The organism is Neobacillus sp. GCM10027624 (genome assembly GCF_042675345.1).
Lineage (GTDB): Bacteria > Bacillota > Bacilli > Bacillales > Cytobacillaceae > Neobacillus > Neobacillus cucumis_D.
Genome location: NZ_JBHTHD010000032.1, coordinates 1 through 11,883, shown reverse-complemented (window position 1 = coordinate 11,883; position 11,883 = coordinate 1). Strand labels below are relative to the sequence as shown.

At 41.2% G+C, this 11,883-nt stretch carries 10 protein-coding genes, 1 rRNA gene and 1 other annotated feature (1 of these 12 only partly in view); all 11 genes read right to left on the bottom strand.

Annotation, left to right across the window (positions count from 1 at the left end):
- Nucleotides 1-160 (bottom strand) — a binding site (T-box leader); it reaches 68 nt to the left of the window's first position.
- 49 nt (nt 161-209) lie between these two features.
- A complete protein-coding gene (gltX, locus tag ACFQZ9_RS29265; protein ID WP_498946857.1) occupies nt 210-1,667 on the bottom strand; it encodes a glutamate--tRNA ligase in 1,458 nt (485 codons plus the stop codon).
- Between the two features lie 67 nt (nt 1,668-1,734).
- Nucleotides 1,735-2,217, bottom strand: coding sequence for a 2-C-methyl-D-erythritol 2,4-cyclodiphosphate synthase (gene ispF, locus ACFQZ9_RS29260; protein WP_133339252.1), 483 nt, complete (start codon nt 2,215-2,217; stop codon nt 1,735-1,737).
- A 2-nt stretch (nt 2,218-2,219) separates the two neighbouring features.
- Complete coding sequence (ispD, locus tag ACFQZ9_RS29255) at nt 2,220-2,909, bottom strand: IspD/TarI family cytidylyltransferase (RefSeq protein WP_498946856.1); 690 nt, start codon at nt 2,907-2,909, stop codon at nt 2,220-2,222.
- 84 nt (nt 2,910-2,993) lie between these two features.
- Nucleotides 2,994-4,082, bottom strand: a complete 1,089-nt coding sequence (locus tag ACFQZ9_RS29250) for a PIN/TRAM domain-containing protein (RefSeq protein ID WP_198313627.1) — start codon at nt 4,080-4,082, stop codon at nt 2,994-2,996.
- 101 nt (nt 4,083-4,183) lie between these two features.
- Nucleotides 4,184-5,257 carry a DNA integrity scanning protein DisA gene (gene disA, locus ACFQZ9_RS29245; protein WP_498946855.1) on the bottom strand — a complete coding sequence of 358 codons (1,074 nt, stop codon included), beginning with the start codon at nt 5,255-5,257 and terminating at the stop codon, nt 4,184-4,186.
- A 3-nt stretch (nt 5,258-5,260) separates the two neighbouring features.
- A complete protein-coding gene (gene radA / locus ACFQZ9_RS29240) occupies nt 5,261-6,643 on the bottom strand; it encodes a DNA repair protein RadA (protein ID WP_198313629.1) in 1,383 nt (460 codons plus the stop codon).
- Nucleotides 6,644-6,794: 151 nt separating this feature from the next.
- Nucleotides 6,795-9,236 (bottom strand): ATP-dependent protease ATP-binding subunit ClpC, encoded by a 2,442-nt coding sequence (gene clpC / locus ACFQZ9_RS29235; RefSeq protein WP_198313630.1) that lies wholly within the window; start codon nt 9,234-9,236, stop codon nt 6,795-6,797.
- Between the two features lie 13 nt (nt 9,237-9,249).
- The gene (gene mcsB, locus ACFQZ9_RS29230) at nt 9,250-10,323 is read right to left on the bottom strand and encodes a protein-arginine kinase McsB (protein ID WP_498946854.1); all 1,074 of its coding nucleotides are present in this window, start codon (nt 10,321-10,323) and stop codon (nt 9,250-9,252) included.
- A gap of 1 nt (nt 10,324) precedes the next feature.
- Nucleotides 10,325-10,873, bottom strand: coding sequence for a protein-arginine kinase activator protein McsA (gene mcsA / locus ACFQZ9_RS29225; RefSeq protein ID WP_498946906.1), 549 nt, complete (start codon nt 10,871-10,873; stop codon nt 10,325-10,327).
- Between the two features lie 26 nt (nt 10,874-10,899).
- Nucleotides 10,900-11,361 carry a CtsR family transcriptional regulator gene (locus ACFQZ9_RS29220; protein ID WP_026574058.1) on the bottom strand — a complete coding sequence of 154 codons (462 nt, stop codon included), beginning with the start codon at nt 11,359-11,361 and terminating at the stop codon, nt 10,900-10,902.
- A gap of 442 nt (nt 11,362-11,803) precedes the next feature.
- A 5S ribosomal RNA gene (rrf, locus tag ACFQZ9_RS29215) occupies nt 11,804-11,883 on the bottom strand; the annotation flags it as partial.

The window sequence follows — 11,883 nt, the reverse complement described above, 5'->3', positions numbered from 1 at the left end:
TTAACGGATAGGTTCCGCCCATATCTACTCTGGAGTCATCCTTTTCGAAATGGGGCTCAGAGGTGCATTTCAAAAAATGAGCGGCCTGAACCACTTTCAGCCGGTGATGGTTCTCTCTTTAAAACATCATTTTTTTACTTATCCTCTTCTTCACTTTAATACATATGGAATTTATTTAATTTTACTATATTATTTTTTTATTTCAATTGTTAACTGATAATTTTATTAATTCTTGCTTGAACTTTTTCTTTTCCTAAAAGTTCAATCGCCTGCGGCAAATCCGGTCCATGTGTTTGACCCGTTACGGCCGCACGAATCGGCATAAAAAGATTTTTCCCTTTTTGCCCTGTTGACTTTTGAACAGCTTTCATTGCAGCTTTAATTCCATTTGCTTCAAAGCTTGGAAGCTGGTCAAGTTCATGGGAAAATGCCTTCAACACTTCCGGAACCGATTCACCGGAAAGAATCTCTTTTGCCTCTTCTTCATATTCTGCCTCATCCTTGAAAAATAACTCGGTTAGCTCGACGATTTCTGCACCAAAGCTCATTTTTTCTTGGAAAAGAGCAACGAGACTTTTAGCCCATTGCTGCTCGGCCTCCGTCATTTTTTCTGGCAAACGTCCTGCTTTGATTAAATGTGGAACCGCAAGTTGATAAACGCGGTCAAGCTCCACCTTTTTCATGTACTGATTGTTCATCCAAGCAAGTTTTTGCTTGTCAAATAATGCAGGTGATTTGGAAAGACGTTCTGCATCAAACAATTCAATAAATTCCGCTTTCGAATAAATTTCTTCTTCCCCTGCAGGTGACCAGCCGAGCAATGTAATAAAATTAAATAATGCCTCCGGCAAATAACCTAAATCCTCATATTGCTCAATAAATTGAATAATCGATTCATCGCGCTTACTTAATTTTCTTCGACTCTCATTGACGATTAAAGTCATATGTCCGAATATTGGCGGCTCCCAGCCTAATGCTTCATACACTACGAGCTGTTTCGGGGTATTTGAAATATGGTCATCCCCACGTAAAACATGAGAGATTTCCATTAAATGATCATCTACCGCAACGGCAAAATTATAGGTTGGAGTTCCGTCCTTTTTCACGATTACATAGTCGCTGATTCCTTCGGATTCGAAAGATACAACCCCTTTTACCATATCATCAAATGTATAGGTTTTTCCTTGGGGAACCGCAATACGGATGCTTGGCTGACGGCCTTCGCCCTCAAGCTGGCTGCGCTGTTCCGCTGTTAAATGGCGGCACTTTCCTGAATATTGAGGATTTTCTCCTCTAGCAATCTGTCCTTCACGTTCAGCCTCTAACTCTTCTTCGGTGCAGTAGCATTTATAAGCTTTACCGCTTTCTAATAATTGCTTGTAATAGACTTCATAAATATCATTTCGTTCCGATTGACGGTATGGACCATATTCACCGCCAATATCAACACTTTCGTCCCAATCCATTCCGAGCCATTTTAAATATTTTAATTGGCTTTCTTCTCCACCAGCAATGTTCCGCTTTTTATCAGTATCCTCAATCCGGATAATAAATTTCCCGCCCTTATTGCGTGCAAACAAATAATTAAATAACGCAGTACGAGCATTTCCAATATGTAAATGTCCGGTTGGACTTGGAGCATACCTTACACGAACTTCATTTGACATGATATATAGTGCCCTCCACTTTTGGAATTGTTTTCACCTGATATTTTACCACTGTAAAGTATAAAGATTAAGCATTTATTTTCTTTAATAACACAACTGCCTGCGCTGCTATTCCCTCTTCTCTTCCGGTAAAGCCGAGTTTTTCTGTAGTGGTAGCTTTTACATTGACCTGGTCCGGTGCTGCTTCAAGTAATTCAGCAATCCGCCCTTTCATCTGCTCAATATAAGGAGCCATTTTTGGCTTTTGCGCAATAATAGTGCAATCGGCATTCACGAGCTCATAGCCTTTTTCTTTCACGAGCTTCCATACGTGCTCCATCAACTTAGCAGAATCAGCATCCTTAAAATTTGGATCGGTATCCGGAAAGTGCCTTCCGATGTCCCCTTCTCCAATTGCGCCAAGACAGGCATCCGAAACGGTATGTAATAATACATCGGCATCAGAATGGCCCAACAGCCCTTTTTCGTAAGGGATTTTTATACCTCCGATAATAAGCGGGCGTCCTTCCGTTAATTGGTGAACATCAAAGCCTTGTCCAATTCGAAACATCTTTAAAAACTCCCTTTTCTTTTTTTCAATATTGCTTCAGCAAAAAATAAATCCTCCGGTGTTGTCAGCTTAATATTATCATAATCTCCTTCCACCACTGTAACGGGGTGGGGGATTCGCTCCACTAAGCTTGCATCATCAGTCCCTAGAAAGTTTTCCCTTTCTGCATTTTCATATGCCTCAAGCAAAATGGACATGCGAAAAGCTTGTGGGGTTTGTACTGCCCACAAGCTAGATCGTTCGACTGTTCCCAGCACCGTTTGATTGCGTACTGTTTTCATCGTGTCTTTTGCCGGTACGCCAATAATCGCCGCACCAGTTTCTTCCGCTGCCTCTATCAGACGGTGAATATGTTCTTTTCTGATAAAGGGGCGGGCGGCATCATGAACAAGAATCATTTCGCCGTCCTTCACTGTTTTCAATGCATGATGGATACTGTGCTGACGCTCTTTTCCACCCGGTACCAGGCCTTTTACTTTCTCAATCTGATATTGTTTAAGCAAGAAATTAAATTCAGCTTCATCATGGGGATGAATCGCTAATATCATGCCATCACATTTTTCGTCCTCTTCGAACACCCTTAATGTATGGATCAACACAGGAATAGCGTTTAACTCAAGCAACAGCTTATTTTTCCCTGCACCCATTCTTTTTCCCTGACCTGCTGCCGGGAGAATGACCTGGTAGCCCATCTTATAACCCCAATTCTCTCTAACTTACTCCGCTTTTTTTAGCGATAATTCAAGCGCCTGACCAAAGTACTTTGGCTTTTCTTGTTACAAAGCCTTTTCTAATAATTTCGGTTTCGCAAAAATCATCCTGCCCGCAGATGTTTGCAGTACACTAGTAACAAGAACCTCAATTCTTTTTCCGATATACTCTCTTCCTTCTTCGACCACAATCATGGTCCCGTCATCAAGGTAGGCAACTCCCTGATGGTATTCTTTTCCGTCCTTAATAACCTGCACCGTTAATTCCTCACCCGGAAGAACAACTGGTTTGACCGCATTCGCCAAATCATTGATATTTAACACCGTTACGTTCTGTAATTCACAAACCTTGTTTAGATTAAAATCATTAGTCACAAGGATGCCGTTAGTCAGCTTGGCAAGCTTGACCAATTTGCTGTCTACCTCTTGAATTTCTTCAAAGTCTCCCTCGTAAATCTCAACCTTTATCGCAAGCTCTTTTTGAATACGATTGAGAATATCCAAGCCTCTCCGGCCGCGATTGCGTTTTAAAACATCGGATGAATCAGCAATATGCTGGAGCTCTTCAAGCACAAATTGGGGAATGACAATTGTTCCTTCCAAAAATCCTGTCTGGCAAATATCAGCAACCCGTCCATCAATAATAACGCTAGTATCGAGAATTTTTAATTGCTGGATCGCTGCCTTTTCGGGTTCTTCTTCACCTGATTTTTTCTTTCCAATTCGGTTTGTAAAAAGATTTAGTAACTCATCTCTTTTCTTAAACCCAACTTGAAAGCCGAGATAACCAAATAATAAGGTAAGTAGAATGGGAGCGACAGCATTCAAAATTGGTACCTTTACTGCATTTAGGGCAAAGCCAATTAAAAAGGCCACCAATAATCCAAAAATTAAACCAATACTGCCGAAAAGTACATCCGTTACCGGGATTTTAATTAAAGAATCCTCAGTCCATTTAATAAATTCATGTACGTAATCAACTGCCCAAAAGGTAATAAGATAAAAAATAATTGCACCTATAATAGCAGTGACATATGAGTTACCGACAATCGGAATGTCATTCATATTAATTAATTTAAGTAATTCAGGGATTAATAAGATTCCAAGCGTACCTCCGGTAATGAGGAAGCAAGCTTGAACAATTCGTTTTAACATTCCTTCACCTCCTCTATTTCATTATAAACATTTTCATCAATTTGAAACCTTCGTTTCATGATTATTTTTCCAAATTGTAACCATTTTGAAATATATTCCTTTTAAAGCTGTCTCTCTGTATACAAACGTTCTTTTAACAATCTCAGACCCTCTTTAATCTTCTTGGCACGTACTTCTCCAATTCCCTCCACATCATCGAGCTCCTCTACTGTTGCAAAAATAATTTTAGGGAGCGTACCAAAACGAGTTACAAGATTTTCTACAATTACTGCCGGCAGCCGCGGAATTTTATTTAGGATCCGGTATCCCCTTGGGTTTTTATTTTCATCAAGGTGTACATATCCTTGATAGCCCATCATTTTTAATAATACCATATCTTCCATGATTTCATGATTCGCCAAGACCTGCAATCGGCCGAGGACCTCCTGCGCTTTCATCTCCCGGTCAAATGCATAATCCTTAAGGATTAACATCATTTCCTCTTCTAGCTCCGTTAAAATTTCATTGATTTGCAGACGGATCAGCCTTCCCTCTGTTCCGAGTTCATTTAAATAAGTCAGTAATTCATTTTTTATTTTTAACACCATCTCAAACCGATGAAGAACCAGTAAAAAGTCAGTATAGGTAACAGATTCCTCAAACTCTAAAATGCTTAAGTTTGTAATACTTTCTTCTAAGACAGCCTTATATTTTTCAAGCGTTTGTACTGCTTGATTGGCCTTCGTTAAAATCACACCGATATCCCTAAGGGCATAGCGGAAATTCCCTTGATAAAGAGTAATGACATTTCTTCTTTGGGAAATTGCAATCACAAGTGCTTTTGTTTGTTTGGCTACCCGTTCAGCAGTCCGGTGGCGCATCCCTGTTTCTGAGGAGGGCACCGTAGAGTCTGGAGTAAGGTGGGCATTCGCAAAGAGTATTTTCGTGCCCAATTCATTTAGAATAATCGCGCCATCCATCTTTGCAAGTTCATATAAAAAGCTTGGTGAAAATGGACAGTTCACTTGAAAACCGCCATCCACAAGACCTTTCACCTTATCATTATAACCAACTACAATCAGTCCCCCGGTGTTAGCCCGAAGCACATTATCGATTCCTTCACGAAGGGGTGTTCCTGGTGCAATAAATGGTAATATTTCACTTACAGATTGCTCACCAAGCCTTTTAATTTCCATCTACTACCCTCCCAACGCTGCTTTAAGGGCTTCACTTACAGATGAAACCCCAATTAATTGAATCTCTTTTGGTCCTGTCCATCCGCTTAAATTATTTGCAGGTAAAATCACTCGTTCAAATCCAAGCTTTGCTGCCTCTTGAACACGCTGCTCAATTCTTGATACCCTTCTGACCTCACCGGTTAACCCTACTTCCCCAATAATACAGTCCGTTGGTCTTGTCGGTTGATCACGAAAACTTGAAGCAATGCTGACCGCAATCGCTAAGTCGATCGCCGGTTCATCCAGCTTCACTCCGCCAGCCACCTTTAAATAGGCATCCTGATTGGCGAGCAGCATGCCGACACGCTTTTCCAATACAGCCATTAAAAGCGGAACCCGGTTATGGTCGATTCCAGTGGCCATTCTTCTTGGATTCCCAAAGCTTGTAGGAGAAATAAGTGCTTGGATTTCCACTAATACTGGCCGTGTCCCCTCCATAGAAGCGACAACCGTTGAACCGGCCGCGCCCCTTGAACGCTCTTCTAGAAAAATTTCCGAAGGGTTCGCTACTTCCTCAAGGCCAGCCTCTTTCATTTCAAAAATTCCCATTTCATTCGTGGAGCCAAACCGGTTTTTTACGGCTCGCAAAATCCGGTACGTATGATGCCGTTCCCCTTCAAAATATAAAACGGTGTCAACCATGTGCTCTAATAATCTTGGACCGGCAATCGAGCCTTCTTTTGTTACATGCCCGACAATAAAAATCGCAATTCCCTTCGTCTTTCCAATCCTCATTAACTCGGCAGTACATTCACGGACCTGTGAAACGCTGCCCGGGGCTGAAGTAACCTCGGGATGGTAGATGGTTTGAATCGAATCAATAATGACAAAGGCCGGATTCGCAGCTTCAATCGTACGGTTAATTTCCTCTAGGCTGGTTTCCGAATACACAAATAAATTTTCAGAGGTTACCCCTAATCGCTCGGCACGAAGCTTGGTCTGCCTTAGCGATTCTTCACCGGATATGTATAAAACTTTATTCCCATTATGGGCAAGCTGCGATGATACCTGCAAAAGAAGTGTGGATTTACCAATACCTGGATCACCGCCAATCAGGACCAGGGAACCCCTGACAATTCCACCGCCGAGTACTCGGTTAAGCTCACTCAAATTGGTTAAAATTCTTGGTTCACTGCCTGTTTCAATGGAAGTAATCGGCGTAGCTTTCGATAGAATCGCAGCACCGCCTTGGGCATGTGCAAAGGCTCCTCTTCGATTTCCACCAGTTACCTCTACCTCTTCGACCATCTTATTCCACTGACCGCATCCCGGGCATTTCCCCATCCATTTGGGAGATTCATATCCACATTCCTGACACATGAACTTAGTTTTTCGCTTTACCATAACTTCTTACCTCTTTTGCCTTTAAGTGATCTACACTTTTATTGTACAACAAATGAACGATTGGATAAATATGTAAAAATAAAGAGGCACACGATCAACGATATTCACGTGTACCTCTACTTGTGTTTTTAGATTGTACTCTTTTATGAATTTATTTTGCCAGACTAGTTTTTTCCGCCGTCCTTACAATAAATTCACCGTCAGCTACATCAATGATAACATTTTGTCCTGTTAACAATGTACCTCTTAGCAACTCTTCAGATAGACGATCTTCAATATGCTTCTGAATGGCACGGCGCAGTGGTCTTGCCCCATATTCCGGATCATACCCTTCCAAGCATATCTTATCCTTTGCTGCCTCTGTTAACTCAAGCTCGATATTTTGCTCTTTTAAACGTTTTGTCAGCTGCTCAGATAATAATGTAACAATTTCCTGCAGATGCTTTCTTTCTAAAGCATGGAAGACAATGATTTCATCAATCCGGTTCAAGAACTCTGGACGGAAGGCCTTTTTCAACTCTTCCATGACTTTCCCTTTCATGTCTTTGTAATCCTGCTCACCATCCTGGATATTAAAGCCGACATATTTATTACGTTTCAATGCCTCGGCACCCACGTTTGAGGTCATGATCAAGACGGTATTACGGAAATCAACCGTTCTTCCTTTTGAGTCGGTTAAGCGTCCATCTTCAAGAACCTGCAAGAGGATATTGAAAACATCAGGATGTGCCTTTTCGATTTCATCCAGCAAAATAACCGAATAAGGTTTTCTTCTTACTTTTTCCGTTAATTGTCCGCCTTCCTCATAGCCGACATATCCTGGAGGGGAACCGACAAGGCGGGAAGTGGAGTGCTTCTCCATGTATTCGGACATATCAATCCGAATCATTGCCTCTTCATCACCAAACATTGCTTCTGCAAGCGCTCGTGCCAACTCCGTTTTCCCGACACCAGTAGGTCCAAGGAAAACAAAGGAGCCGATTGGGCGTTTTGGATCTTTTAATCCTGCCCGTGCACGACGGACTGCTTTCGAAACTGCCTTAACAGCTTCTTCCTGGCCAATTACGCGAGAATGTAAAATTTCCTCTAAATTAAGAAGCTTTTCTGTTTCAGTTTGAGCCAGTCTTGAGACCGGAACTCCCGTCCAGCTGGAAACGACGTTCGCGATATCTTCAACAGTAACCTCATTATTTTCTTTTCCTTGCTTTTCTTTCCATGTTTTTTTCGTTTCCTCGAGCTGTTCACGCAAACGCTGCTCTGTATCCCTTAAAGATGCCGCTTTTTCAAATTCTTGGCTTTGTACTGCAGCATCTTTTTCCTTTCGGACATCCTCAAGCTTTACTTCTAGTTCTTTTAAGTTTGGAGGAGTCGTATAGGAACGTAAGCGTACTTTCGAACCCGCTTCATCAATCAAGTCAATCGCCTTATCCGGCAGGAAGCGATCAGAAATATAACGATCCGATAATTTTACAGCTGCTTCAATTGCTTCATCTGTAATTGATACACGATGATGTGCCTCGTAGCGATCACGCAATCCTTGTAAAATTTGAATCGATTCTTCTGCTGTCGGTTCATCGACACGAATCGGTTGGAAACGTCGCTCTAAGGCTGCATCCTTTTCAATGTATTTACGGTACTCATCAAGAGTCGTTGCACCGATACACTGAAGCTCTCCGCGTGCAAGGGAAGGTTTTAAAATATTGGAGGCGTCAATAGCGCCTTCAGCACCACCGGCTCCAATTAATGTGTGTAGTTCATCAATAAATAGAATGATATTTCCTGCTTGGCGAATTTCATCCATTACCTTTTTCAAACGGTCCTCAAATTCACCGCGATACTTTGTACCGGCAACAACCGTTCCCATATCTAACGTCATGACCCGTTTATCCCGAAGAATCTCAGGAACTTCATTATTAACAATTTGCTGGGCAAGCCCTTCCGCTATTGCGGTTTTACCAACACCAGGTTCCCCGATTAAAACTGGGTTATTTTTTGTCCGGCGGCTTAATACCTCAATAACACGCTGGATTTCTTTACTTCGGCCAATCACTGGGTCAAGGCTTCCTTCCCTTGCGATTGCCGTTAAATCTCTAGCAAGACTGTCTAATGTTGGGGTATTGGCGCTGGCAGAAGCACCACCCTGATGACCGCCTGACTCATTGCTGCCCAGTAATTGCAACACTTGCTGGCGTGCTTTATTTAGGCTGACACCTAAATTATTAAGAACCCGTGCCGCAACTCCTTCACCTTCACGAATGAGACCAAGAAGAATATGTTCCGTTCCAACGTATGAATGGCCAAGCTTTCTCGCCTCATCCATTGATAATTCAATTACTTTTTTTGCTCTTGGTGTATAGTGAATGGTTTGAGGAACTTCCTGCCCTTTGCCAATTAAGTTTTCAACTTCTTTTTGAATTTTATCAGAGCCTAATCCAAGTCCATAAAGAGCTTTTGCTGCAATCCCTTCCCCTTCACGAACCAGACCTAATAAAATATGCTCTGTCCCAATATTATTATGGCCAAGACGGATTGCTTCCTCTTGGGCTAACGCTAATACCTTTTGAGCTCTTTCTGTAAAACGTCCGAACATCATATTCTCTTCCTCCTCACCTTTTATCGGTTTCCATTTTTATTCGTTCCCGAATTAAAGCTGCACGCCTTATATCCCTTTCATGCGGCCTTAGTGGCCCGCCAGCATATTGCTGCAAGAATCCCGGCTGGGTTGAAATCATTAATTCTGTTAACATATTTTTTGGCATATTCGTGATATATCCCATATCAATTCCAAGCTGTACGTCGGATAAACATTTCGCAGCTTCCTTCGATTCGATAATTCGGCTATTGGATAATACGCCGAACGATCTGAATACCCTGTCTTCTAATTGTATGTTTGAAGTTTTGCGTAATGCTTCACGAGCCGACCTTTCTTGTGAAATTAACTGACTAACAACCCCCTTTAAATCACGGCAGATATCTTCTTCTGATTTCCCAAGAGTAATTTGATTGGATATTTGAAAAATATTTCCTAATGCTTCACTGCCCTCTCCATAAATCCCTCTAACGACAAGACCTAATTGATTAATCGCCGGGATAATCCGATTCATTTGCTGCGTTAGGATTAGTCCTGGCAAATGCATCATGACGGAAGCACGGAGACCGGTTCCCACATTTGTGGGACAGCTTGTTAAATAACCATGTTTTTCATCAAATGCATATTGAATCCGGCTTTCAAGCCAGTCATCAATTTCATTCGCTGCTTCAAGCGCTTCTTTTAGCTGCAAACCGGGGAACAGGCATTGAATACGAATATGATCCTCTTCATTAACCATAATACTAACTTCTTCATTTTCGGTTAAAAGAACAGCTCCATAGGGTGAATCTTCCGCAAGAAGAGGACTGATTAAATGTTTTTCAACTAAAACTAATTTTTGAAGTGGCTGAAGGTCATTGATCTTTATTAATTCCATTTGCCCAAACTTTGTGATATCTGCCTTATTTAAAACTTCCTCTATATTGGCAATAATCTCTTTTGCCTCTTCATGCGAAAATAATGTCGGAAATTTATATTCCTCAAAGTTTCGAGCTAACCGAATTCGCGAACTAAGTACTATATCTGAATCAGGCACTTCCTGCCTCATCCATGAACTAAGGGCTTGGTTAATAAATCGTTCAAGCGGCATTTTATTCCCCTCCCCCCTGACTGCCCGTTAACTGTTTTTCAAGTTTACGAATCTCATCACGTACCTCTGCTGCTTTTTCAAACTCTTCATGAGTAATCAAATCTCTTAATTCATTTTTTAATTCGTCGATTTGCTTTCGAAGATGAATGCCACCACCGATTCTTTTTGGGATCTTTCCACTATGGGACCAGTTTCCGCTGTGAAGACGTTTTAAAACAGGCTTTAGCTGGTCCTTAAAGGTTTCATAACAATGCGCACATCCGAAGCGCCCAATTTTTAAGAATTGTGGAAACGTCATAGAGCAATGGCTGCATTGAAGAATTTCCTCCTGATGAAATGGGCTCTTTTCCTGTTTTTGATAGGAAGGATCAATATTCAGCAATCCCGCTAATAAATTATTAAAGGCAAAACTTGAGCCTCCATTTAACATAAACATATTTCCTTTTTCCTGTGCACATTTCTCACAAAGATGAACCTCTGTTTTTTCACCATTAATAATTTTTGTGAAGTGGAGTGCTGCAGGCCTTTGATTACATTCCTGGCAAATCATACTCATCACCCCTCCAGCTAGTATCATTATTTATATTTTAAGGTAGTTAGCATTGCCTTTAACATTCTTGCCCGCAACTCGTCACGGTACGGAAGTTCAATATATAAAACGGAACGATCAATTACACTTAACATGATTTTTGCTTCTCGATTTGTAATAATTTCTTCATGTACAAGTCTGAGAATAACATCTTCAGCACTTGCCTGGCTGATTCGTTCCTCTACAAGTGAGATCAAATGATGGATTAGATCGGCAAATTCGTGGGATTGTACTTTTGTAATTCTTATATACCCACCACCGCCACGTTTACTCTCAACAATATATCCTCTTTCTATTGTAAACCGGGTATTAATTACGTAATTTATTTGTGATGGTACACATTGAAATTTATCTGCAATTTCACTTCGTTTAATTTCAACGAGGTCTTGTTCGCTTTTTTCTAACACTGCTTTTAAATAATTTTCAATAATGTCGGAGATGTTTCTCATCTTCCCAACTGGCTGCAGCTTATTTGATTTTTATTTCAATATTTTGCCGCTGCCAGGATTCACCTCCTTTTGCTTGATTTTATTTAAATTATTGATTAGCTGGTGTTTCTGACTTTGACTATATTTGACATTAATTATACTGAAAAGCGTTTGAAGTTTCAACAATCAGATACTAATGATTTTCTCCAAATCTCGCCATTGTGAAACCTGGTGGTAATAAAATGTTTGGGGATATTTGTCTGTAATTGGGTATAGGAGGAGTTAGGGAGTGGGTGTTGGGTTGAGTTTTTGGCTTGGATCCAGTTTAGACGACATGCCTTCCGGTATAGTCAAATTACTTTCCATTTTTAAATATACCTATCGCCATCCTATACTGCTCACCAGGGATTATCTATATTTCGACAAAAAAAAGAACAACCCTCATCAGGTTGTTCTTCATTTTGCCTGGCAACGTCCTACTCTCACAGGGGGACAGCCCCCAACTACCATCGGCGCTGAGAAGCTTAACTTCCGTGTTCGGTA

What these genes read in the sequence shown, in the direction of transcription:
- gltX (WP_498946857.1), bottom strand. Translation starts at nt 1,667, where the DNA reads ATGTCAAATGAAGTTCGTGTAAGGTATGCTCCAAGTCCAACCGGACAT.
- ispF (WP_133339252.1), bottom strand. Translation starts at nt 2,217, where the DNA reads ATGTTTCGAATTGGACAAGGCTTTGATGTTCACCAATTAACGGAAGGA.
- ispD (WP_498946856.1), bottom strand. Translation starts at nt 2,909, where the DNA reads ATGGGCTACCAGGTCATTCTCCCGGCAGCAGGTCAGGGAAAAAGAATG.
- ACFQZ9_RS29250 (WP_198313627.1), bottom strand. Translation starts at nt 4,082, where the DNA reads ATGTTAAAACGAATTGTTCAAGCTTGCTTCCTCATTACCGGAGGTACG.
- disA (WP_498946855.1), bottom strand. Translation starts at nt 5,257, where the DNA reads ATGGAAATTAAAAGGCTTGGTGAGCAATCTGTAAGTGAAATATTACCA.
- radA (WP_198313629.1), bottom strand. Translation starts at nt 6,643, where the DNA reads ATGGTAAAGCGAAAAACTAAGTTCATGTGTCAGGAATGTGGATATGAA.
- clpC (WP_198313630.1), bottom strand. Translation starts at nt 9,236, where the DNA reads ATGATGTTCGGACGTTTTACAGAAAGAGCTCAAAAGGTATTAGCGTTA.
- mcsB (WP_498946854.1), bottom strand. Translation starts at nt 10,323, where the DNA reads ATGCCGCTTGAACGATTTATTAACCAAGCCCTTAGTTCATGGATGAGG.
- mcsA (WP_498946906.1), bottom strand. Translation starts at nt 10,873, where the DNA reads ATGATTTGCCAGGAATGTAATCAAAGGCCTGCAGCACTCCACTTCACA.
- ACFQZ9_RS29220 (WP_026574058.1), bottom strand. Translation starts at nt 11,361, where the DNA reads ATGAGAAACATCTCCGACATTATTGAAAATTATTTAAAAGCAGTGTTA.